This is a genomic window from Paraliobacillus zengyii (assembly GCF_003268595.1).
Lineage (GTDB): Bacteria > Bacillota > Bacilli > Bacillales > Amphibacillaceae > Paraliobacillus_A > Paraliobacillus_A zengyii.
This window is the reverse complement of sequence record NZ_CP029797.1, coordinates 1847468-1872495: the sequence shown is the minus strand read 5'-3', so window position 1 is coordinate 1872495 and position 25028 is coordinate 1847468. Positions and strand designations below refer to the sequence as shown.

The following is a 25028-nucleotide window of genomic DNA, read 5'->3' as shown; positions in this document are numbered from 1 at the left end:
TTTTCTGATTTTTTATGATAAAATAAAGATACGTTTATTATGGTATTTGAAATAACTAAATATAGGAGTTGTTTTTTTGAATAATATATTTGTTTTTAAAGATATGATCAACACACCTGAAGACCTTCGTACGCTAGTTGGTCAACCAAGTGAACTGGTAGAAAATAAAGTGATAAACTATTTAGATCAAAATTGTATAGATTTCATTTCGAAATCTCCATTTTTAACATTGGCCACTTCAGATAACTCCGGAAATTGTGATGTATCACCCCGAGGAGATCGTAATGGTTTGGTTAAAGTAATAAATGAAAAACAATTATTCATCCCTGAAAGATCTGGGAATAAACGTAGCGATTCGTTACGAAATATCTTGTCCAACCCCAACGTCGGTATTCTCTTGTTTATACCTGGTCTCGGAGAAACATTAAGAATTAACGGAAAAGCTTGCTTAGTTAAAGATAAGCAATTACTTGACGAAATGATAGTCAAAGGGGAAAAACCCCTTTTGGGAATTGCTATAGAAGTAGAAGAATGTTTCATTCATTGTGCCAAAGCATTTCAACGTTCTGGTATATGGGAACAAAATTCTTGGAGTAAGCAAGATACCCTGCCTAAAGCTGCAAAAATAGTATCAGAACACACAAAACTACCCAATCTTAAAATATAAAAATTTATTTCAATAATAGTACTAATGAGGTGGGAATAATGGAACTAACGATTGTTAAACCAAGTGAAAATCATACAAGTGAAATTGCTACAATCTGTACAAATGGCTGGAAACAAACGGTTGAAAATAAATTAAGTGACAAACATCAAGTGAAAACTGTTGCTTTTTGGTATCAAAAGGAACGTGTTAAACAGGATATTGAGAAAGGAATTTATACATATGTAGCCCTTATAGACGATAAAGTCGTTGGTGTAATTGGTGGAGGATTAAAAGAGCCAAATATAGGAGAAATTTTTGTTTTTTATGTAGATGAAGAATACAGATATAAAGGCGTCGGAAAACAACTTCTTGAAAGATTTACAGAATATCAACTTAAAATAAATGTAAAAGAGCAATGGGTATCTGTACAGGATGGAAACCAACGAGGTATCCCATTTTATGAAGCACGTGGATTTACCTTTCAGAAAAAAAAAAAAAAAATAGCTCAAACGGAAACTGGAGAAGAACAGGTTACACTACGCTATAACAGGCAGATCTAACCAAACGTTCTCTTAATAACGTAGATAAAGAAGCCATTAACAGCGCTTCTTTATCCAATATAGCATAAAAATTACTTTTGTTGATTTTTATATTCATCTTTGATCTCTACACGTATTGCTTCTAAGGACTCTTCTCTTCTTTCATTTTTAGCTTCGATATTTTCTTTCTCTTGATCGGTTGCATGTTGCAACGCATCATGTGATTGCTCAATATTTTCAATTGTATTATGAACCATCTCTTGTAATTTTTCTACATTATCGGCACGATTATCTGGATTTGGTTTGTTTTCACTCATTATTTATACCTCCTATTTGCCTTTTTGTTGTATGAGGTCGGGTTGTTCATTACTTTTCATACCCATTTGTTTTCCTTTGTTGCTTTCAGCTTTTCTCGGCTGTGTGCCATAATGATCAGGTTGAAATTGCTCACTATCTCGTTTAGGATTACTCATCAAAAAGCCCCCTTCGTTGTTCACAATTAGTTTGGCTTAGGGTATTGTATTTATACAAGATCTTTTCATGAAGAAATATTTGTCTTTATCGTTGCATGAATCTTGTCTTCTATTCGATCTGTAATTTTTTCTATCGTTTTTTCATCCTGCATAATTTCTTTTCTATTTTCTGCCACTAGTGTTTGAAACGACAATTTCTTAGCTCGAACCATTCCTACCACTCCTTTTCTTGATTAAATAGATCTTTCCCATTATTCTGATAATTTATACTTTTAAAAATCGAAAAAAGAGGTTCCGCAATTGCGAAACCTCTTCTCATTTATTATTAGTCTTTCAGTTTATTACGTAAGACCATTTGCAGAATTCCACCGTGACGGTAGTAATCAATCTCCACTTCACTATCAAAGCGAGCTACAACTTGAAAACTTACTTCACTTCCATCTACTCTTGTTGCTTTTGCATTTACAAGTTGATTGGGTTGAACTGTTTCATCAATATTTATTTCAAATGTTTCTGTTCCAGTTAAACCTAATGATTCAGCTGATTCGCCTTCATTAAATTGCAATGGTAAAACGCCCATCATAACTAAATTACTACGGTGAATACGTTCATAACTTTCTGCAATCACTGTTTTAATACCTAATAGCTTGGTACCTTTTGCAGCCCAGTCACGCGAACTTCCCATGCCGTAATCTTTTCCTGCAATAACAAGTAAACCTGTATTATCTTCTTGGTATTTCATTGCTGCATCATAAATTGGCATCACTTCATCCGTTGGCCAATATGTTGTATATCCACCCTCCGTACCAGGTGCAAGTTTGTTCTTAATACGAATATTAGCAAACGTTCCACGCATCATCACTTGGTGATTTCCACGTCGCGAACCATATGAATTAAAGTTTCTTGGTGTTACACCATTTTCTTGCAAGTATTGCCCTGCTGGCATATCTTTTGCAATTGCACCTGCTGGTGAAATATGGTCTGTTGTAACAGAATCAGCAAATTTTCCAATTACGCGTAAACCAGATAGTGCTTTAACTTGATCAGCTTCCTTAGCTAAACCTTCAAAAAATGGAGGGTTTTGAATATAGGTAGAATCATCATCCCACTCATATATAGGCTCATCAGTTGTTTCAATTGCATTCCACTGTTCATTTGATTTGAAAATATTCTCATACTCTTTCTTGAAAATATCTGGCGTAACAACTTTAGCAACCTCTGAACGAATTTCCTCCATTGTTGGCCATAAATCAGCAAAATAAACAGGTTCTCCATCTTTGTCCATACCAAGTGGTTCATCTTTAATATCTATATCAACCGTTCCAGCTAAAGCATAAGCTACAACAAGTGGTGGAGAAGCTAGATAATTTGCTTTAACAAGTGGATGGATACGTCCTTCAAAGTTTCTGTTACCAGATAGAACAGATGATACTGTTAAGTCTGCATTTGCAATAGCTTGTTCAATTTCAGGCAATAACGGACCAGAATTACCGATACAAGTTGTACAACCATATCCAACCAAATTAAAACCTAATTTATTTAAATAAGTCATTAGACCAGCATCTTCAAGATATCTTGTCACCACTTTTGAACCTGGTGCTAAAGATGTTTTTACATAACTTGGTACATCTAGCCCTTTCTCTACAGCCTTCTTAGCAAGTAAACCTGCTCCTAACATTACATACGGGTTTGATGTATTTGTACAAGATGTAATCGCAGCAATTGCTAATGAGCCAGTCTTCATCTTAGATGTACTACCGTCAGGATGTTCAATTAAGGCTTCTTTTTCAAATTCAGATTTCTCTAAACCGAACCCTTGATTTCCGGCAGGATTAGAAATAGTTTCATGAAAAAGCTTTTTCATGTCAGATAGAGCAATTAAGTCTTGTGGACGCTTCGGACCAGATAGATTCGGTTCTAAATCAGATAAGTTTATTTCAACTAAATCTGTAAATTCTGGATCTGCTTGATCTGGTGAATACCAAAGACTATTTTCTTTACAGTATTTCTCGACTAAAGCAATATGATCCTCGCTTCGGCCTGTTAAACGTAAATAATCTAACGATTCTTGATCAACTGGGAAGAATCCACAAGTTGCTCCATATTCAGGAGCCATATTTGAAATGGTAGCACGATCAGCAAGTGGCATGTCTTGTAAGCCAGGTCCAAAATATTCAACAAATTTACCTACCACTTTTTTCTCACGTAACACTTGTGTTACTTTTAATGCTAAGTCTGTAGCAGTTGTTCCATCAGGATAACTTCCAGTGAATTTCACTCCTATTACTTCTGGAGCCGGTAAATAGGAAGGTTGACCTAACATGCCTGCTTCAGCTTCAATACCGCCAACACCCCAACCTAATACACCCAAACCATTAATCATTGTTGTATGTGAATCAGTTCCAACCAATGTATCAGGGTAAGCATCAAATTCACCTTCTTTATTTTCAGTTGCATGTACTACATTTGCAATGTACTCTAAATTAACTTGGTGAACAATACCTGTTGCTGGTGGTACTACACGATAATTTTCAAATGCCTTTTGAGCCCAATTCAAAAACTCATAGCGTTCTGCATTACGTTCAAATTCAAAACTCATATTAGCTAATAGAGCTTTATTTGAACCATATTCATCAACCTGTACAGAGTGATCAATAACCAAATCTACCGGTACTTCGGGATTGATTTTATCAGGTGAACCACCAAGATCAACCATCGCTTTTCGAAGGGATGCAAGATCAACTACAGCAGGAACACCAGTAAAGTCCTGTAAGATAACACGTGAAGGCTTGAATGGTACGTCTGTTTTAGCTACTTGACCCCATTTTGCTAAGCCTGCTATGTGCTCGTCTTTAATAACTCTTCCATCATATTGTCTAAGTAAAGATTCCAATAGTACTCGAATAGAGAAAGGTAACCTAGATATTTCTCCAATTCCTGCCTTTTCTAAGGCTTTTAGTTGATAATAATTATACGTTTTACCATTTAAATCGAACTTTTTTTGCGCGTTAATAGTATGATTTATTTCTGTCATACATGATACCCCCCATATTAAATAAAACTCATAATACTCCCCGTATCCTATCAATAGTAGGATTCCAAACATCTACGTATATTTCATTTTAATTGAAATCGACAGATAAGTAAAATAATTCGTCTACATTTGTCAGTCATTGTGTTAATCAAATCGATAATTTAAAGAATAAAAACCATATAGAAACACACATTAATTATTGAGGTGGTGACAACAAATGGCAGATAAAAAACAAACAGAAAAACCTAACAAACCTTTAAGTGGATCAAAAAAAGTTAAAAATAGAAATCATAGTCGACAAAAGAAAAATGCAAGTCATGATTTATAGTTTGATTACACGTAAAAACAGCCATGTTAATCTCGGCTGTTTTTACGTATAATCAGCTATTATTAATTAGTGGTAAGGAAACACAAAAGGTACTTCCTTTATCTTGATTTTGTAGGATATCTAATACACCATTATGGTTTTCTATAATCTTATTTGAAATCATTAAACCCAATCCAGTACCTTCTTTTTTTGTTGTAAAGAAAGGTTCTTTTAACTTATGTAATAAACTCTCTGGTATCCCTGGACCTTCGTCAATAACAGAAATAGAACAATATGTTTGATCATCTGTTACATGAATCTGTATCGTACCACCATTAGGCATTTCTTCAATTGCATTTTTAATTAAATTTATAAGGACTTGTTTTATTTGTGTACGATCACAATAGACCGTCTGATCTACTTCAATTTGCGAAATAAGATTAATATTATATACTTTAGCCTGTGTGTTCAGTAATGTAATAACATCTTGAACCATATCAGATACACTCTCATTTTTTCGTTCATCTGTCATTGGTTTAGCAATAAATAAAAGTTCCGATGATATAGCATCTATTTTTTCAATTTCATCAATCATAATTTTATAATATTCTTCTTTACGATCTATACCAGCCTGAAGCAGTTGAACAAACCCTTTCAAGGATGTAAGCGGGTTTCTAATTTCATGCGCGACACCGGCTGCTAATTGACCTGCTATCGACATTTTTTCAGAACGAATTAACATTTGTTCTGCTTCTTTTTTGTCTGTGATATCTTTAGACAAGCAGATATATAATTTTTCTTGTGTATCTCTTGAAAACAATGAAGCAATTACAGAATCAATGCTCCTATATCTTCCAAATGCATCTCGAATGTTAGCAGTGAATTTTTGAACTTTTTTTTCGTTTTTGTTAATTTTTTCTGGAATTCTTTCTTGGTCCATTGGTGAAAAATAACTAATAGCATTACTTGCAATTAGTTCATCTTTTTCAAAACCTAAAACCTTCTCTATAGAATTAGAAACGTAAATTACTTCACTTTTATCATTACAAATTGTAATAAAATCAAACCCTTGTTTATCAATCCAATTTAATACTTCTTCCGGTAAACTGGCTAGTTTAAATTGTTTGGGTTTCTTTGCAATTGAGAATGTTGCTAAAATAGCATTGTCTGTATTTTCATCAATTTCATAACCTGACATAAAATACCCCCTTTCAAGGAACCAAACCCACCCTACCATTACTTAACAATGATAACACAGTTATTTCATGTATATTAGCAATTTGTAGTAAATATTAGCGAAAATAGTGATAAATTAATCTTTTTTAATAAAACTTAAGTAGGTATAAAGTATATGATAACATAATGAGTCGTACGAACTATTAGATTATTCGAAATTATCACTTTTTATTTTTAAATATTTCGTGAACATTACTAATCTCCATGTCGCAATCATACCAAAAGCTAACAAAAAAAACATACCACTCGTTTCACCAATAGATATAGAGGAACTGATAGCTAACTTTAATATAATTCGAACAATTAATAGACCTACCAAAATAACAACAAAATATTTTGAAGGCGTTAAATAAATATTCCCTTTTTCGAAGGTAAACGAAGTTGATTTAATAAGAAATATTGAGAAGACCATTCCCACAATTAATGCTTCTGCAACTTGTGAGAAAGAGACGCGAAATATAGGCACTACAAACATAAAAGCACCTGTACTCATAAAAAGAGGTGGTAGTAAGATCCGTGCCGCGTTTGTCGGCCTTTTTGATGCGCGTGCACGAACAATAATCATCGTTGTTGCCATTATTAATCCCACAACTGTACTAGCTATAGCCCAAAACATCATTTATACTTCCTTTACATTTTATTTTAGATGATAATATTTGCGTTAAAACTTATAAATCCCTTGCACCAATTGGTGGCAAGGGATTTATAAGTTGCAATGCCTATACGTATCGAATCATTGAATCATTGAATATATTATTTCGTTTGATTTTGATTATTCATTGCACGCATCATTTGATTAATCTTTTTCTGTGATGGTTTTTGACCCATCTGCATCATTAGTGTTCGTAACATTTGTTCATTAATTGGTGGGTTCTTTTTCAAATAATTCATCATGTATCTTCTAGCGATGAAAAACCCAAGCGCAACACCAGCAATTAAAGCTACTATAGCAATAACTACAATCCAAATCGTGCCCATGTCTAGCCTTCCTCCTTCAAATTCTCTCTCATATAGTATAGTAGACAATAACAAAGATTACAATAGTAGAGCTAGGAAAGCAAGACTTGTTTTTTGATTGGAGAGAGCCAGCCGTAATTCATGCCACTCTTCTCCATAATATAACAACAGTGATCATACTTCTCTAGCCATTCAAATAACATGGTATTGGCTACCTCTAGTGATTCACAATCTACTTCAAGCCATCTTTCATGCACAGTAAATGTATTAGTAGCATTCTGGTTAAAATAATAGACAATACGTTTATTCTGGACATAACGATTTTTTTTTGCATTTTCATTTACATAATGCAGCAATTGATCAGCAGATATCGTCCTAGTTATGTATAGAAATTGTGCAGCTAAATCTTTTCTGTTTTGCTGATCAAAATAAGATTGAAAAAACCGATTTAGTAACTCTGGTTTATAGAAATAAGAATAACAAACTTCACTATTTAAAAAAAACACATAATATTTTTGCATAAGCTTGTCCCCCTCTTTTGACAAACAGTATACAAAAAAAAAGATGCATATCTTGTCATAATGAAGTAAAAAAATAATAAGCTTTTGTCAAATCCAAAAAAAACCTCACTTTATTGTGAAATAAAGTGAGGAATTGGTTAAATTACGCTTTAATCATCGCTTCAAATCTTTTAACTACATTATCAACAGTGAAACCATATTCTTGCATGATCTTATCACCATTAGCAGATGCACCAAATGTATCAATTGCTAATATGTCACCTTCATCACCTGTATAACGTTCCCAACCAAATGGTGATGCCATTTCAATTGCTAAACGCTTCTTAACAGTAGATGGTATGACTTGTTCTTTGTATGCTTTATCTTGTTTATTAAAACGATCCCAAGATGGCATACTCACAACACTTACATCATAACCTTTTTCTTTTAATTCGGCTTGTGCTTTTACTGCTAACTGAACTTCAGATCCAGAAGCAAGTAATAGTGCATCAGGTGTTGCTTTTGTTGCAGCACTTACTACATAAGCACCTTTTTTAACACCTTCATATGCATTATCTTTCGTATCTGGTAATGTTGGTAGGTTCTGTCTTGTTAAAACAAGCATAGTTGGTACCTTTTCAGACTCTAAAGCTAGACGCCATGCTGCTTGTACTTCATTACCATCACCTGGACGAATAACTGATAGATTTGGCATTGCTCTAAATGCAGCAAGCTGCTCAACCGGCTCATGTGTTGGACCATCTTCCCCAACAGCAATAGAATCGTGTGTCAAAACATATGTGACAGGTAATTCTTGAATGGCAGATAAACGTACAGCAGGACGTAAATAGTCACTGAATACAAAGAATGTGCCACCAAAAACTTTTAATCCGCCATGTAATGCCATACCATTTAAGGCTGCAGCCATCGCAAATTCACGTACACCAAACCAAATATTTCGACCAGAATAATTATTTTTAGAGAAATCTTCTGCACCATTAATTTTTGTTTTATTTGAACCAGCTAAGTCAGCACTTCCACCAAAGAAATATGGTACTGCTTCCGCTACTGCATTTAAAACTTCACCTGATGATGCTCTTGTAGCAAGTGTATGTTCGCCAGCTTCATATACTGGAAGGTCTTTTGCCCAATCTGATGGTAGTTCACCTTTGATTGCATCTTCCAGTTCCTTAGCAAGCTCTGGATGTGCTTTTTTATATGCTGAAAATACATCATTCCACTCTGCTTCAGTCTTTTTACCACGTGTTACAATTTTCTCTTCAAAATCTTGATAAACTTCTTCAGGCACGAAGAAATCTTCATGACTCCAGTCATAAAATTCTTTTGTTAATTTAATTTCATCTGCACCTAATGGCGCACCATGTGAAGCAGAAGAAGCTGATTTATTTGGTGAACCATATCCAATAACAGTCTTCACTTCAATTAAAGTAGGTTGATCTAGATTTGTTTTCGCTTTTTTGATCGCTTCACGAATAGCGATAATATCATTGCCATCTTCTACTCGAATTACTTCCCAGCCATATGCTTTAAAACGATCTTCTACATTTTCAGAAAAAGCCTGGTCTAATTCACCATCTAATGAAATGTCATTAGAATCATATAGTGCAATAAGTTTACCTAAGCCTAAATGTCCAGCTAAAGATGCTGTCTCATGTGAAACACCTTCCATTAGATCGCCATCACTAACAAGCGCATAAGTAAAGTGATCAACTACATTAAAATTATCTCTATTGTATTTAGCAGCTAAGTGCTCTTCAGCCATTGCCATACCAACAGACATCGCAACACCTTGTCCTAATGGCCCAGTAGTTGCTTCAATTCCGTCCGTGTGTGTTACTTCAGGATGACCTGGAGTGATAGATCCCCACTGACGAAATCCTTTTAAATCTTCAATTGATACGTTGTAACCTGATAAATGTAGTAACGAGTACAATAGCATAGATCCGTGTCCTGCTGATAATACAAATCTATCTCGGTTAAACCAACTAGAGTTTTTCGGATTATGGTCCATAAAGTCAGTCCATAATGTATATGCCATTGGTGCTGCCCCCATTGGTAATCCTGGGTGCCCAGAGTTAGCATTTTCAATTGCATCAATAGATAGCGTGCGAATCGTGTTAATAGAGCGTTGTTCAGTTTGTTTTGACATACTTTGTATCCCCTTTCGAAAATTATGAAAATATGTACGTACAATTAATATCCTATAATGAAAACGGATAATAAACAAGTACTATCTTCAAGAATATTCAATTATTTTTAATTTTCTTTTCTCAAATTCTTCACTTTTTCTGGAGTGACATCATCTCCATTAGGATCAATGATCTTCATCCCTTTGAATTCATTTTTAAAAGATTGTCGTACATTTTTTAAATATTCTTGTCTTAGTTTTTGCTGTTCTTCTTTTTCTTCACTTGTTAACCCTTCTTGTTTGGCCTTTTTAGCCAGCATATTAATACGATCTAATTTATCTTTAGCTAACATCGTTCTTCTCCTTTACGTATAAAGTTTTCTCGAAAACAGAAAAGACAAGTATCCTTTAATATGGATTCCTTGTCTATTCATTCTATATGAAAGGTATGCTCAGATTCAAGCGATACATATTCTTGGTATCTTCGGTGAACTGTTGCTTTGGACACTTGAAAACCCAATCCACGAAGCGTAGTCGCTATTTCACCAAAAGTTAATTGATTGTCTCGCAAACGTTTTACCTCTTCAATTGGAAATTCAATTCGATTGCGACCATTCGCGTGATCACGGTTACGAAGGTTTTTAGCTGGATCGTAGCCATTTTTAATAGCTTTTTGCATCCCTCGTTTTATTTTAATGTTATGAATTTTACGTTGGTACTCTTCAACAACACCTACAATCTGTAAAACCATTGCATCAGATTCAGATAATTGTAATTCTCCTTGATTGGATAAAGCATATATTTTCACACCTAACTTAGAAAATTGATGGAATAAGGCAATTTTAGTATTACCTCTTCCTAGTCTTGTCTCATCTTGAACTAATAGACAATCCACTGCTTCAGTTGCACATTTTTCTAATATGGATAAAATACCATCTCGTTCAATTTCATATCCACTTTGCCTTTCTTCTATAATACTGATGACTTCCATTTGTTCTTTTTCTGCTAACTCTATCAATTCTTGTTTTTGTCTATGTAAGGAAGAAGACTGCTCTTCTTTTTCCGTGCTTACCCGACAGTATATAATCGCTCGCATGATAACTACCTTTCTATTTTAAACATATTTTTTAACTAGAAACTAAACCCATATACATAAATCCTAACGTAAGAATGAACGAAATGAAATAGAATAAATCCACCATAGTAATATTAGTTATTTTATTAAACATTTTGTTTCCTCCTTTGATATTAAGAACGATTGTTCGCATCTGTATTTTATTATAACCGAACGATTGTTCCTGTCAAGTCTTTTTTAGAACTTATGTTTGTGTATTTGTGATAAACATGCTATACTTTCACTAATAAAATATGTACGGAGGTGCATCATTATGACGAAAATTTCAAAACGTCAACAAGCAATCTTAGATTATATTAAAGATGAAGTAGCAGCAAAAGGATATCCACCTTCAGTAAGAGAAATTGGCGGGGCTGTTGGTCTAGCATCAAGTTCCACCGTACATGGGCACCTTGCTCGACTAGAGAAAAAAGGATACATACGTAGAGATCCAACGAAACCTAGAGCAATAGAAGTATTACATGCCGCTGATGACTCTAGTATTCCTAAAGGAGAAGTAACGTTTGCACCTGTTATAGGGAAAGTTACTGCTGGTATCCCCATTACTGCTGTTGAAAACATTGAAGAATACATCCCACTACCTTTAACTCTTACACATGGAGATGCTACCGATCAGTCAATTTTTGTACTTGTAATTGAAGGCGAAAGTATGATCGAAGCAGGTATATTAGATGGTGACATGGTAATTGTAAAACAACAGCAAACCGCTCAAAATGGAGAAATTGTAGTCGCCATGACAGATGAGAATGAGGCTACAGTTAAGCGCTTTTTCAAAGAAAAAGACCATATTCGTCTACAACCCGAAAACGCAACAATGGAACCACTCATATATGATAATGTTTCCATTTTAGGTAGAGTAATAGGCTTATATAGAAATATCCATTAACAATAAAAGAAATCTCCACTTAAACATAGTGGAGATTTCTTTTATCCGTTGAACGTACTAATAAATGAATCAAACCCTATTTCATTTAATTCATCTACACGGCCTTCAGCATTGGACCTGTTTTGAAATGACCCAACAATCACTCGGAAGTAAACTTGCCCTTGGTCATTAAATTCCGTTATAAAACTACTATAACCATGCCTATTTAGAACATATCTACGTTGCTTCGCATTTTTCTCGGATTGAAACGAACCTGTAACAACTCGGTAAAAAGATGACGTATCAGGTTCTTCTGCATTCGAGTCTTCTTCTAATTCAAATGCTTGTGCGATACCAGATGCATGTGCACGTGCTACTTGTTCAATCCATTGTGGCGTTTTCATTTCTTCAGCTTCAGCATCATTATCTATAAAACCATTTTCTGTCAATATTGCTGGCATCGTCGTTTCTCTTAACACATGAAAATTCGCTTCTTTTTTACCTCGATCACGCCATCCAATCGTTTCAACAATTTCGTCGTGAATAGTAGATCGCAATCGTTCTGTTTCAGATTTCGAAGCAAAATTACCATTCCATATATAGCTTTCAAAACCAACACCGCCACCTGCGTTAATGTGAATGGAAAGATAGTAATCGGCATTCCAATCATTCGCAGCGTTTGTTCGATTGGTCAGGGAAACTGACTGATCTGTTGTTCTTGATAGACGTGTGGTGACATTTTGATAAGAATCGTTCAATATCTGTTGTAATTTTAGAGCAATATTTAATGTTATATCCTTTTCTACTAACCCGTTACTACTTGCACCTGAATCATTTCCCCCATGTCCAGGATCAATAAAAATTTTCGGCATTTGTCAAACCTCCTTCACTACCTTTATATGAAATAAAAAGGTTTTACGTGTGGACTGATCTTCCATAACGGAGGCTTAAATTTAGATATTCTTTTCTTAAATATTCTAACAACTAATTCCTATATCCTCATTAAAACTGGTGCTTAGAATTCCTCTAATAACAAATTCCATAAGAAAACAACTGATTTATATAAGACTTTCCGAAAATATTACCCGGGCAACCGCAAAATATGACTTTTTCTCTTATTGGTTTCTTCTGCAAATTAATATAGATAAGAGTAGGCTAAAACTCGATAAAACAATCGATAGTATAAAATAAGGTGGATAATAGAGTAATTCTATCTCGTTTTCATCTTTGTCTATGGGAAATCCAATAAAAGCATAGTTAACCTTCTCAATTTTTTGCTTTTTATTATTAACTTTAACTTGCCACCCTTTTTCAAATGGAATAGGTAGCATCATGAAATAATCATTTCTATCGTTGTTAAAAGTTATGGATATTCGATTATCTTTCCACTTTAACGTACTATTATTTGATACCTTGTTTTTTTGATATTCCAAACGGGCATAGTCTGTTTGATATAGTTCTAAATCTCTTAAGATGTACTTTCCTTTAGGTAGTCTAATTCGAATTTTATTCGAATTATCTACGCGGATTGTTAGCTCATCATCATATGTTTTATAAATAGATTGATTAGATTTTCGTGCAGTTTTATAATCGTTTACTTTTAATGTAAACCCTTGATCGACTGCAGTGTTCTCTAAATGAAAGTGTACGTACAGATCCTTTGCTGCAGACGTTAATGAATCTGTTTCTATATCTAAACCACCATTTTCCTCAGTAACAGTTAATACGTTATTCGTATAAGAAGCACCAACCATCATGATTTTCGTTTGGTCGATAAGATTAGCGTCTTGTGCTATTTCTGCGTTTGTTTGTTTCGTGTTGGATATAATTACACCTTCGAGCATCGCATACTCTTTACTTAAATCAGAAACCTGTTCGACATCTTTTTCTGAAAAGAAATTTTTAGTTGTTCGAATAAAAGGCAATACATTATTGTTTTCTAAAACGATATAGTTCTTTGATTCAAGTATTTTTGAAAATCCATATGGTACGCCCTCTTCGCTTTCCTTCTCCCTTATCATGTACTTTCCTTGAAATAAACTATATAAGTGCGCCCGATTACCAAATGTTGCATATCTACTAACACTTTCCCTCCCTGTGTCAATATTTAGATCGTTCAAATAAAGATCGATCAAGTGTTCGTTTAGTATACTACCGTACACACTTATTCCGTTAAAATCTTGCACAATTGGTGTATTATTAAGTCTGTCTACTTTCCAGTCAATCCGGTATAGCGAATCGGGGTCTTTGTTTTTAATTTGTTGCAAAAGCTCTCTTTGTTCTTTTCCGTTATATTTATCGCTCAACAAATAATTTTTAGAGGATTTACTAACTTCCCCTGCTTGAGAAAGACCATATTGAAAACTATTCGCAAAAATGATTACGAGTAACAAAAGTCCTACATACATAATATAAAAAGCACTTTTTTCTTTTTTAAATACAGCATAAAAAAGTAATAAGATAGTAATAGATACCATTAATAAAATTGCCAAAGAAAGCAGTGAAAAAACATGTAAATCATCAATAAATATAATTGTACCAAGATAAAGAATTAGTACAATTACACTTGATAAGATCATTCTTCTTTTCGTTACACGTTGAATGTGTTCTAAACCAAATGAAATAGCTCCTGCAATAGAAAAAGAAATCAAGTATTCCCAACGATATTGAGGTGCTGAGAAGCCATTGAATGCACTTGCAACAAGTGGACTAAAATGAAAGAAGATAAAAAAACTACTTAAAACAGAATACAGTCTAAATGTCTGCACTTTGAAAAGAGAAAGACTGAATAAAAGTAGTAAAAATACGGTAGGTAGAATAATATAACGACTATCAAATAAAATATTATCCCAGCTAAAAAAAGATACGGATTTCTGATATGCTGGTCGAAAGTTATGTAAATATCCATAAACAGCTGGTATAAAAGCTACTGCACTAATTCCAAATCCTAAAAAACCTGAACAAATAAAAAGCTTAGCGTACTTGCCTTTATCTGATTCATTCTCTGCCAACGGAATAAACCAACGAAAGATAATATATAGAATAATAAAAATTAAATTAACATATGCAAAGTAAAAATTATTAATAAGCGTTACAGCTATCGCAAAAATGAGCCAATTTGGTCTTTTCTCTCGGAAAACTTTTTCAACTCCAAATACGAGTAGTGGAATCCAGATCATTGCATCGGCAAAGAACTCCCAATACGTCACATGTCGGAAATAAATAGTAGCTAATCCATAGAAACAGGCCCCTGTAAATGCAGGCAACCAATCACTTTTCATATAATGAAATACAATACTTGTTATAACAATGATTGAAGTTAATCGAACAATACTTATAAATATTGAAGCATTTGCCCAAAACAGTGTATCAGCAGGTCCAATAACATCTAAGGCTTGTAATACAAAAATAAAAATTGCTGACAAAATGAATAGAAATGATGTGGAGAAATAAAATGCTAATTGGCTGTACGTTCCACCTCCAAGACCAAATTGATAGGAATAAAAGTAATTTCCACTTTTATATTGTTCATACAAAATTTTTTTAAAGGTAACCATCTGTTGCAAACCATCATTTGGTCCGACCATATATCTATCTAATAGCCATTCTCTCAAAAAAAACAAATGACCTAATACAGCAACGACTAGACTACTTATTATAAGATAGAGGATTTTTCGTTTGATCAGCATATGTATTCCCCGTTATTTTCTTAAAATTTTTCCTGCTACAAAAAATGTAAGAGGAACAGTAAAAATCATGGAAACAATCGGTGCTATCGTGCTACCGAGTACCAAATATTCGATAAAGACATAAATGAATATAGAGGAAACAATAATGTTAATAACTTGCGTAACCGAAAATTGAATAAATTTCATTACTGTTGGCTTTACTTGAAACGTGAAATAAGAGCTTAAAAAAAAGGATATAATTAAACTTAAAATAAATCCTGTGATATGTGAAACCAGATAGTTAATTTCCCAATATGCATGTATGAATAAATAAACAGCATAGTAATTGCACGTATTAATGATGCCCACGATGATGAATTTTATAAATTCTTGGCTGCGTATGCTCATAATTTTCTCCTGTTGAAATGTTTGTTTCTTGTATTAAGTAGTGTGGACGATGTTTCGTTTCATAATAAATCCTACCAATATACTCTCCAATAACACCAAGACAAAGTAACTGAATACCACCTAAAAAAAGAACTGCTGACATTATAGTAAAATATCCTGGCTCTGTGATTCCATTAGTTATAATAAAGAACAAGTTAATAAATATATACAAAAGAGATAAAAATAATATGAACGCACCTGAATAAAAGCAAATTCTGAGTGGCCTATTATTAAAAGAGATAATCCCATCAATTCCATAATTAAATAACATAGAAATGGACCATTTGGATTTACCATTTTTACGTGAAATATTATCATAGTAAATAGTTTTTTGGCTTAGACCTATCCAAGAAAAAAGGCCTTTTGAAAAGCGATTCCCTTCATTCAATAATAGAAGGGCCTCAACAGCTTTCCGGCTTAATAATCTAAAATCCCCTACCCCATTTTTTATTTCTACATCAACTATTTTGTTTACTAGGCCATAATAAATCGATGAAAAACAGGCACGGAGTCGATTTTCACCTTTTCGATTACGTTGTGCTATCACTTGATGATATCCTTCCTCATAGCCATGTATAAATGGTTTTATCAAATTACATGGGTGTTGTAAATCAGCGTCCATTACAATAACAGCTTCTCCACTAACATGTTGAAAACCAGCTAATAGTGCAACTTCTTTTCCAAAATTCCGTGTGAAAGAAATGTACTTTACGTTGGCATTAGTTGATTCCAACTTTTTAATTAGGTTAAGCGTATTATCCGTACTACCATCATTAATGAATAAAATTTCAAAGTTATAATCAATGTCTAAACATTCATTGGTTATCGCATCATATATTATTTCAATATTATTTGACTCATTATAAGAAGGAATAATGATAGAGATAAGGCGGTTTTTCATAGATACACCTACTTCTATTAATTGATAACAGTGATAAATATTCACTATTTATACGGATAGTATAAACAATAATGTCATAATTATTAGAAGAGTTTTATAGATGAGCGTAGGGTAATAAAATAGAGACTATCTGAAAGTAAACTTTCATGACAGTCTCTAGATTTACATCTGTTTATTCGGATTTCTTTTGTTTCCCTAAGTCAGAATAGAGTTTCTCCTCATATTCTTTCGTTAGTGGTGCATGTATATCAAAATCCGTTACATTTTTCACCTTTTCGTTATCTACTTCAACATAGATCTTCTTATCATACCAGTGTATATCACTTATCCAATCCGTAGCTATTAAAATAAAATTCGCTGCTAAGAATTTACTTGTTTCTATTACTAAGTAGGTGATTTTCCAATTCTCTTCATCTATAATAACATCAGAAACATGACCTATTTTCCCACCAATACCTTCTACTTTGTACCCAGTTAATTCACCTTTTATTTCATTAACACTTCTTAATTGATGACTTTCTTTTTGGTCAGCTTTAGCTTTTTCTTGAATTTCTCGTTGTTTATCAGCAACAGCAAGAGCAGCTGGGGTACTAAAGCCTCCCCATGGTCCAATTTGACTCCAATAATTTGGCCATCCATAATATCCAGTCAAGTCTATTTCATCTTGTTTTGAGATTGGTTCATCCGCTTTTTTATTTGGTGCATTTCTAACCTTTTCTTTCGATGCTAACACATCTACTGTCGCGTTTTCAGAATCTACTTTATTAACTGACAAAGGTGATAACAATACTTTTTCACTTGGGAGCCATTTACCCGTATCAGCTACTAAATAACGTACTGTCCAGAACTTATCGTCAAAATAGATATCTTTTATCTTTCCTAATACATCATCCGTTGCTCGAATATTAAAATGTTTCAATGTTGTTGCTAAGTAATAAATAGTTAGCCTCCTCAACTAAATTCATTCACTAATACATGTATTTAGCCTTTTCATCTATTCTTTAAACATTTTAATAGAGTAGTGGGTGTTATTAGAAGAAACATCACGAAATAAAATCACGTGATGTTTCTTCTGACTACTTATTTTCCAGCTCTATTTTTATTATATACATCAAATCCGACTGCAAGTAATAGTACCATCCCTTTTATCGCTTGTTGCCAATCAATACCAATACCGATTAATGACATCCCGTTATTCATTACACCCATAACAAGACCACCAACTATTGCGCCAATAATCGTACCGACCCCACCCGACATAGAAGCACCACCAATAAATACTGCAGCTATTGCATCTAGTTCTAACATATTACCTGCTGCAGGTGTTGCAGAATCTAACCGAGATGCAAACATTAATCCAGCTAATGCTGCAATAACCCCGTTGTTAACAAATACCCAAAATACAACACCTTTTGTTTTTATACCGGATAAATCAGCAGCTTTTTTATTTCCTCCTGTTGCATAAATCCTTCTTCCCATTACTGTATTATTCATAATAAAGGTATAAACTACAATCAGTATAATTACAATAATTAATACCATTGGGATACCTTTGTTCAATGCCAGTTGATAAGCAAACCAGTTAATAACAGATAGCAATAACACAAGTTTTGTAATACTAATCCACATCGGAACAACTTCAAAACTATATTGTAACTGTGTTTTTCGATTTTTAATTTCTAAATATACTAGAATGATTGATAGTATTACGGACAAAATGATCGTCAGAGTATGCAAACCACCTGAACCAAACATATCTGGTAGAAAACCACCACTGAGAAAACCAAATGAATCCGGAAATGGTGCAAGCGACTGTCCATCTAATAGATATAAGGTTAGTCCTCGAAAAATCAACATCCCAGCTAACGTAACGATGAAAGAGGGTATTCCGATATAGGCAATCCAAAACCCCTGCCAAACACCAATTAAAGCACCTACAATTATAGATAGAATTATTGCTAGCCAAACTGGTACATTATTGTTTATCATCAGTACACCTGCAATAGCACCTACAAAAGCAACGACAGAACCGACTGATAAATCAATGTTTCCTGTAATAATAACCAAAACCATACCGACTGCTAATACTAGAATAAAGCCATTTTGCAGAATCAAGTTCGTTAAATTTAAAGGATTAAAAGTAATTCCTTCTGTCAGTACCCAAAATAATGCCGTAATAAATACAAGTGCAATAATCATTCCATATTGACGAATATTATTACGAAATAAATTAATTAATGTCTGCACGATTAGCACCTCCAAATCCAGTCATATGACGCATAATATTTTCTTGGTCCGCATCCGTACGATCAAGCTCCGCACTTATACGGCCTTCATTCATTACATAAATCCGATCTGAGAGACCAAGTACCTCTGGAAGCTCAGATGAAATCATTAATACACCCATTCCTTCTGCTGCTAATTCATTAATTTGAGAATATATTTCATACTTAGCTCCAACATCAATACCACGTGTAGGCTCATCTAAGATTAAAATATCTGGTTCTGTGAATATCCATTTACTTAATACAACTTTTTGTTGATTCCCACCACTAAGATTACCAGTGACCTGCTCAAGCGAAGGTGTTTTTATGTTTAATTTCTCACGTAATAATTGTGCTTGTTTTATTTCCATATTCTCATCAATAATAGAATGATGCGAAACACGTTTTAAGTTAGATAATGTAATATTTCGTTTGATATCATCAATGAGGTTTAATCCGTATGTTTTTCGATCTTCCGAAACATACGCTATCCCATTTGCAATTGCTTCACTAACTGTATTAGCATTTATTTCTTGCTCATTCTTATATAACGAACCTGTTATTTTTTTACCATATGTCTTACCAAAAATACTCATCGCTAACTCTGTTCTTCCTGCTCCCATTAAACCCGCTAACCCAACAACTTCTCCACGACGAATATGAATATTCACATTATCAAGAACTTTGCGATCACGTTGCTGTGGATGATAAACATTCCAATCTTTAACTTCAAAAATGGTTTCACCGATTTCTGCAGTTCTTACTGGGAAACGACTAGTTAATTCACGACCAACCATGCCTTTAATAATACGATCTTCAGAAACATTACCATCATTACTTTTTATTGTTTCGATTGTTTGACCATCACGTAAAATTGTAATGGAATCCGATATAGAAGAAACTTCATTTAACTTATGAGAAATAAGGATAGATGTAATCCCTTGTTTTTTTAGGTCATTTAATAATTTCAACAGATTTGCACTATCTGTTTCATTTAAGGCTGCTGTTGGTTCATCAAGAATCAGCAACTTGACATTTTTTGATAATGCCTTTGCAATTTCAACTAACTGTTGTTTACCAACACCAATGTTCATAACTGCTGTCTCTGGAGAATCCTTTAATCCTACTTGTTCTAATAATTCCTTGGATTTCGAAAAAGTATCTTTCCAATCCATGATCTGACGAACGTGTCTTTCATTACCTAAAAAGATATTTTCTGCAATTGAAAGAAATGGACTTAACGCTAATTCTTGATGAATAATAACAATACCAACATTTTCGCTTTGCTTTATATCTTTAAAATGGCACTCTTTTTCATCAAAGTAGATGCCACCCTCATAGGACCCGTTTGGATAGACACCACTTAAAACCTTCATTAAAGTTGATTTACCTGCACCATTTTCACCAACTAACGCATGAATTTCTCCTTTTTCAACCTTTAAATTTACATTATCTAGTGCCTTAACACCAGGGAATGTTTTCGTTATGTTACGCATCTCTAAAATATAGTCCGACATACACTCGCCACCTTCCCCACTTAAAGAAATAATTTAAATTAGTGGTGGCCTCCCACCACTAATTTCACGCTATACTACTCTAGTTCATCTTCTGAATAGTAACCACTGTCCATTACAATTTCTTGATAATTATCTATATCTACGGACACTGGTTCTACTAAATAAGACGGGATAACTTCTATACCATTGTCATACGTTTCTGTATCATTAACTTCTGCTTCTTCGCCTGTAAGGATTGCGTCAATCATTGTAACTACAACAGCAGCTAAATCTCGTGTATCTTTAAATACAGTTTGTGTTTGCTCTTGTGCAACAATTGATTTAATGGAAGCTAATTCAGCATCTTGACCTGTTATAACGGGCATTGGTAAATCACCCGAACCATAACCGACACCTTTTAATGCTTGAATTACCCCACGACTAATCCCATCATATGGAGATAGCACTGCATCAACAGTTTCTCCACCAGAATATGCTTTACTAAGAATGTTTTCCATCCGAGATTTTGCGTTATTTCCATCCCAACGCATAGTTGCCGCTTGTTCAAATTCTGTCTGTGCACTTTGTATGACAACTTTTCCACTATCAATATGTGGTTGTAAGATTGACATTGCACCATCCCAGAAGAAATAGGCATTATTATCATCAGGTGATCCACCAAATAATTCAATATTAAATGGTCCCTCTGCTTCTGCAAGATTTAATGCCTCTTCAATGTATGTTGCTTGTAATACACCTACTTGAAAATTATCGAATGTTGCATAGTAGCTAACATCAGGTGTTTCCATAATTAATCGGTCATAGGCAATAACTTCAATATCCTGGTCAGCTGCCTTTGCTAATACATTAGATAATGCTGTACCATCAATTGATGCAACTACTAAAACATCCGCACCTTTGACAATCATGTTTTCAATTTGTTCGATCTGTTTATCTACATCATCTTCCGCATATTGTACATCCGTTTCAAAACCAAGGGCTTCTAATTGTTCCACCATGTTGTCACCATCATCCACCCATCTAGCTGATGATTTCGTTGGCATTGCTATACCGATTGATGCATCATTTGATACAGTTTCGCCCCCATCATCAGAACTACTAGAAGTACTGTCATCCCCTCCACATGCAGCAAGTACAACCATAAAACTAAATAATAGTGCAAGTAAGACTAATTTCTTCATCTTTTGTAACCCCTTTCAATTTAACTTCCTCGTAACTACAATAGCATTTAAATAAATGAAAGCCTTTACATTATTTTAAAGTGTTTTTATAAAAATTTAATCAAATTGAAATATGACAACTTTTTAAATTAAAATAACATCGCTACATATAAGCTTCTAGCTAATATGTAGCGATGTTATTAATTTTTACTTTCTGAATTGATTTGGAGAAATACCTGTTGTTTTCTTAAAAGCAGTACTGAAATAATGCTGTGTCTCATAACCTACAATTTCTGCTATCTCTCTAATTGTCATATTTGTTGTTTTTAATAAATCTGCTGCTTTATTTATGCGTAATTGTGTTAATAAAGCAATATAAGAGATACCTAACTCTTGTTTGATCATTCGACTTACATAAACTGTTGAAACATGCGTATTCTCTGCAACTTTTTCAAGTGTAATGGACGAATCTTGATAATGTTGTTGGACGTATGTTTGCGCTTGTTTAACAATAGGAGAAACTCGTGCTTGCTTAGCGACTTTTACCTTACATAAGTCATGAATTTTGTACAAATCCGTTAATTCCGTAATATGAATATCTTCCATTTGTACATAAACATTAATTTTCAAACATTTTTTTATTTCCAGTACTAGTTCGGTTATCTGTTCCTTTGTGACAGTCTTCCATATACAAACATGAAGTAACTCAGAACCTTCTCTAAACTGAAAAATAGCTGATGAATCCAGTATTTCCTCAACTATATTATCAATTGCGAATATGAAAATCGCTCTTTCATTCTCTGTAATAATTGTATTGCTTTGTTGATAACCAGGCCACATCACTACCAAATATTGTTGAGGCATCACTATTGGTAATCCTAAAAAATGTAATTGATCTATTATCTCATCATCTGTTAATTTAGCTGCTATCCAATCTTTTAAAAATCGATCTTTAAGTTGTTCATGATTTTTTAATAGTTGTTTTTCAGCTTGTTTTAAATATATTTCTTGATTTACCTCTGTTATAAGCGTTTGGTTTAATGTCATTAATATATTTCCTAGTTTTTCTGAATTTACAGGTTTTAGAATATAATCTACTACTTGCAATCTAATGGCATCTTGCGCATAGTGAAACGTATCATATCCAGATATTACAACCATTTTGCATTGTGGTAGTTGTTCCTTTACTTGTTTCATAGCTGTAATACCATCCATTATAGGCATATTTAAATCTATTAATAATAAATCAATTTGATTCTTAATTGCCAACTGCACTACTTCTTCTCCATCTTCCGCTTCCCCTACTACTTCCATTTCATACTTTTCCCAATTGATGCAGGACCGAATTCCCTCCCGTATCATCATTTCATCATCTGCAATTAACACTTTCCATTTAAGCATTAGGCCTATCCCCTTTTAGTATATAATCACCTAAAATTGGTAATGTGATTTCAACCCTTGTTCCAACACCTTTCTCACTATCTATATAAATTCCGTATTCCTCTCCAAACGTTAAAAGAATCCGAGCTTGAACATTTAACATACCGTAACCTTTTTTCTCTCTATTTTCTTCTCGATTTTCTGTACGTATAATCGCCTCACTTAAAGCCAGTCGCATCTCTTCTAACTGCAATTCTGACATCCCGACTCCGTCATCCTGAATGATAATAGATAGCTTTTCTTCTTTTGCGTTTGCGGTTACAGTAATATGACCCAAACCACGTCTTTCCTTAATGCCATGATAAATAGCATTTTCTACAATGGGCTGCAAAATGAATTTTAAAACATACAAAGAACGATAATTTTCACCAATTTGAATTTGATAGTTTAATTTCTCTCGATATCTTATTTGTTGAATGATTAAGTAGCTCTCTATATGTTCTATTTCCTCAGAAAGGGTAATCTTATCTCTTCCTTTACTTAACCCTATTCGAAATAATTTAGCCAATGACTCAACTACCTCAGCAACATCATCTGCTTTTTGCTTTCTAGCCATCCATTGAATTGTATCTAACGTATTATAGAGAAAATGCGGATTAATATTTGCTTGTAGACTTCTAAATTCAGCTTCTCGTTTTTGTCTTTCGTGTCGCTTTGTTAAAAACATTAAATGATTCATTTGCACCAACATTTTATTGAAACTTCGTCCAAGTAATCCTATTTCGTCATGCCGGTTTTCATGATAACGAACTGCTAGATTTCCTCCTTCAGCTTTTTGCATGAAACGCATTAATTCTGAAATTGGTTTCGATATCGAATTGGATAAAAAATAGGAGACAGGAATTCCGAATAACATGAGTATAAAAACAAAAAAAACTAAATAAAATCGTATTTCACGGATTTCAAATATTGTCTCTTCGGCAGGAAAAACACCAATCGTCGTCCAATTAGCAAAGGGTGACTTGTTGAAAATAAATTGCAGTTTCTGTCCCTTTATTAATTTAGAGAAAGTACCAGTGTTTTTTTCTTCTAGCCACTGATCTGGTATTGATTCAATTAAGGGATCATTCGGTTGATAGATAGTATTATTTTGATCATCTATAACCATTAGATAACCAGTTTTTCCCAAGCGGATGTCTCTTACTGTTTCAGCAATAACTCGAACTTTTAAATCTATTAAAATAACACCTTGAACCTTTTGTGTATAGGGGTCTACTATTGCACGAACAACTGATATCACTTCATCATTTTTATAATTCACTAATGATGTTATGCTACGTCCCTTAGGTTTTCCAATAATTTTAAAAATTCCTTTATTATCAACTGCTTCTTGGTACCAATACTCATCCGTCAAATTTTTCTCTGACGGTGCATACAGTTCATTGCTTATGTAGTCTCCTTCACTATTTATTACTAATAATCCTGCTACTTCAGGTGATAAAGTCGTAATTTTTCGAAGGTAGTCTGTCATGTCATATTCATTAACTTTATTAATAACTTCTTCTTCCTGATTTTGATCTAGAAATTGTTGTATATCTTTATTAGCTGCAATGAAATATGTGATGCTTTGCATGTTATTGAGGTGAAATTCTAGGGTTTCATTAACTTTATTTATAAGTTGGAATGTATTATTATTAACTTGTTCTTCTAAAACACGCTCTACCGTCCAATTGATTAAAAAGCCAAGACAGATAATAGGAATGATACTAACAAACAGAAAGTGTGAGATTAACTTAAATCGAATGGGTAAATTATTAATTTTTATCCAACGTTTCACTACTATCAGTCCA

The 25028-nt window shown here is 33.7% G+C and carries 25 protein-coding genes; 4 read left to right on the top strand and 21 right to left on the bottom strand.

Annotation, left to right across the window (positions count from 1 at the left end; all coding sequences use genetic code 11):
• Positions 1–103: 103 nt before the first annotated feature.
• Together DM447_RS09465 and DM447_RS09460 are read left to right on the top strand one after the other, a co-directional pair.
• Complete coding sequence (locus tag DM447_RS09465) at positions 104–667, top strand: MSMEG_1061 family FMN-dependent PPOX-type flavoprotein (RefSeq protein WP_112182710.1); 564 nt, start codon at positions 104–106, stop codon at positions 665–667.
• A gap of 38 nt (positions 668–705) precedes the next feature.
• Positions 706–1206: a GNAT family N-acetyltransferase gene (locus tag DM447_RS09460; RefSeq protein WP_112180991.1), complete on the top strand. Its 501-nt coding sequence runs from the start codon at positions 706–708 to the stop codon at positions 1204–1206.
• 71 nt (positions 1207–1277) lie between these two features.
• Here DM447_RS09460 and tlp read toward each other — a convergent pair whose 3' ends face one another.
• From tlp to acnA, 4 genes are all read right to left on the bottom strand, one after another.
• Positions 1278–1502, bottom strand: a complete 225-nt coding sequence (tlp, locus tag DM447_RS09455; RefSeq protein ID WP_112180990.1) for a small acid-soluble spore protein Tlp — start codon at positions 1500–1502, stop codon at positions 1278–1280.
• A 12-nt stretch (positions 1503–1514) separates the two neighbouring features.
• Positions 1515–1658, bottom strand: coding sequence for an acid-soluble spore protein N (locus DM447_RS09450; protein WP_112180989.1), 144 nt, complete (start codon positions 1656–1658; stop codon positions 1515–1517).
• Positions 1659–1723: 65 nt separating this feature from the next.
• Positions 1724–1870, bottom strand: a complete 147-nt coding sequence (locus tag DM447_RS09445; RefSeq protein WP_112180988.1) for an FbpB family small basic protein — start codon at positions 1868–1870, stop codon at positions 1724–1726.
• A 113-nt stretch (positions 1871–1983) separates the two neighbouring features.
• Positions 1984–4692 (bottom strand): aconitate hydratase AcnA, encoded by a 2709-nt coding sequence (gene acnA / locus DM447_RS09440; protein ID WP_112180987.1) that lies wholly within the window; start codon positions 4690–4692, stop codon positions 1984–1986.
• A 217-nt stretch (positions 4693–4909) separates the two neighbouring features.
• On the opposite strand from acnA, the gene DM447_RS09435 reads away from it, so the two are divergent.
• On the top strand, positions 4910–5020 hold the full coding sequence (locus tag DM447_RS09435; RefSeq protein ID WP_112180986.1) for a small acid-soluble spore protein P: 111 nt from the start codon (positions 4910–4912) through the stop codon (positions 5018–5020).
• Between the two features lie 52 nt (positions 5021–5072).
• On the opposite strand, the gene DM447_RS09430 is transcribed toward DM447_RS09435, so the two are convergent.
• From DM447_RS09430 to DM447_RS09400, 7 genes are all read right to left on the bottom strand, one after another.
• Complete coding sequence (locus tag DM447_RS09430) at positions 5073–6197, bottom strand: ATP-binding protein (RefSeq protein ID WP_112180985.1); 1125 nt, start codon at positions 6195–6197, stop codon at positions 5073–5075.
• A 186-nt stretch (positions 6198–6383) separates the two neighbouring features.
• Entirely contained in the window at positions 6384–6851 is a 468-nt protein-coding gene (locus tag DM447_RS09425; protein ID WP_112180984.1) for a CcdC family protein, read from the bottom strand.
• A 137-nt stretch (positions 6852–6988) separates the two neighbouring features.
• Positions 6989–7213, bottom strand: a complete 225-nt coding sequence (locus DM447_RS09420) for a YneF family protein (RefSeq protein WP_112180983.1) — start codon at positions 7211–7213, stop codon at positions 6989–6991.
• Positions 7214–7284: 71 nt separating this feature from the next.
• A complete protein-coding gene (gene sirA / locus DM447_RS09415; RefSeq protein WP_112180982.1) occupies positions 7285–7713 on the bottom strand; it encodes a sporulation inhibitor of replication protein SirA in 429 nt (142 codons plus the stop codon).
• 142 nt (positions 7714–7855) lie between these two features.
• Positions 7856–9862, bottom strand: coding sequence for a transketolase (gene tkt / locus DM447_RS09410; RefSeq protein ID WP_112180981.1), 2007 nt, complete (start codon positions 9860–9862; stop codon positions 7856–7858).
• Between the two features lie 107 nt (positions 9863–9969).
• Positions 9970–10194: a DUF896 domain-containing protein gene (locus DM447_RS09405; protein WP_112180980.1), complete on the bottom strand. Its 225-nt coding sequence runs from the start codon at positions 10192–10194 to the stop codon at positions 9970–9972.
• Between the two features lie 77 nt (positions 10195–10271).
• Entirely contained in the window at positions 10272–10937 is a 666-nt protein-coding gene (locus DM447_RS09400; protein WP_112180979.1) for a YneB family resolvase-like protein, read from the bottom strand.
• A 292-nt stretch (positions 10938–11229) separates the two neighbouring features.
• Between DM447_RS09400 and lexA the strand changes: the two genes are divergently transcribed.
• Positions 11230–11862 (top strand): transcriptional repressor LexA, encoded by a 633-nt coding sequence (gene lexA, locus DM447_RS09395; RefSeq protein WP_112180978.1) that lies wholly within the window; start codon positions 11230–11232, stop codon positions 11860–11862.
• Between the two features lie 41 nt (positions 11863–11903).
• Here lexA and DM447_RS09390 read toward each other — a convergent pair whose 3' ends face one another.
• The 10 genes from DM447_RS09390 to DM447_RS09345 all read right to left on the bottom strand — a co-directional run bounded on the left by DM447_RS09390 (position 11904) and on the right by DM447_RS09345 (position 25015).
• Positions 11904–12713 (bottom strand): N-acetylmuramoyl-L-alanine amidase, encoded by an 810-nt coding sequence (locus DM447_RS09390; RefSeq protein WP_112180977.1) that lies wholly within the window; start codon positions 12711–12713, stop codon positions 11904–11906.
• A 243-nt stretch (positions 12714–12956) separates the two neighbouring features.
• Positions 12957–15530 (bottom strand): YfhO family protein, encoded by a 2574-nt coding sequence (locus DM447_RS09385; RefSeq protein WP_112180976.1) that lies wholly within the window; start codon positions 15528–15530, stop codon positions 12957–12959.
• A gap of 12 nt (positions 15531–15542) precedes the next feature.
• A complete protein-coding gene (locus DM447_RS09380; protein ID WP_112180975.1) occupies positions 15543–15917 on the bottom strand; it encodes a GtrA family protein in 375 nt (124 codons plus the stop codon).
• Positions 15865–16857 (bottom strand): glycosyltransferase family 2 protein, encoded by a 993-nt coding sequence (locus DM447_RS09375; RefSeq protein WP_112180974.1) that lies wholly within the window; start codon positions 16855–16857, stop codon positions 15865–15867. Before DM447_RS09375 ends, DM447_RS09380 begins: the two co-directional genes overlap by 53 nt.
• 172 nt (positions 16858–17029) lie before the next feature.
• The gene (locus tag DM447_RS09370) at positions 17030–17776 is read right to left on the bottom strand and encodes a PRC-barrel domain-containing protein (RefSeq protein ID WP_162632618.1); all 747 of its coding nucleotides are present in this window, start codon (positions 17774–17776) and stop codon (positions 17030–17032) included.
• Positions 17777–17937: 161 nt separating this feature from the next.
• Positions 17938–19104, bottom strand: coding sequence for a multiple monosaccharide ABC transporter permease (gene mmsB, locus DM447_RS09365; protein ID WP_112180972.1), 1167 nt, complete (start codon positions 19102–19104; stop codon positions 17938–17940).
• Positions 19088–20638 carry a multiple monosaccharide ABC transporter ATP-binding protein gene (mmsA, locus tag DM447_RS09360; protein ID WP_112180971.1) on the bottom strand — a complete coding sequence of 517 codons (1551 nt, stop codon included), beginning with the start codon at positions 20636–20638 and terminating at the stop codon, positions 19088–19090. The genes mmsB and mmsA overlap by 17 nt, the downstream gene beginning before the upstream one ends.
• 74 nt (positions 20639–20712) lie before the next feature.
• Positions 20713–21819 (bottom strand): multiple monosaccharide ABC transporter substrate-binding protein, encoded by a 1107-nt coding sequence (gene chvE, locus DM447_RS09355; protein WP_112180970.1) that lies wholly within the window; start codon positions 21817–21819, stop codon positions 20713–20715.
• A gap of 186 nt (positions 21820–22005) precedes the next feature.
• Complete coding sequence (locus DM447_RS09350) at positions 22006–23199, bottom strand: response regulator transcription factor (protein ID WP_112180969.1); 1194 nt, start codon at positions 23197–23199, stop codon at positions 22006–22008.
• Positions 23192–25015, bottom strand: coding sequence for a sensor histidine kinase (locus DM447_RS09345; RefSeq protein ID WP_112180968.1), 1824 nt, complete (start codon positions 25013–25015; stop codon positions 23192–23194). Before DM447_RS09345 ends, DM447_RS09350 begins: the two co-directional genes overlap by 8 nt.
• Positions 25016–25028: the final 13 nt, after the last annotated feature.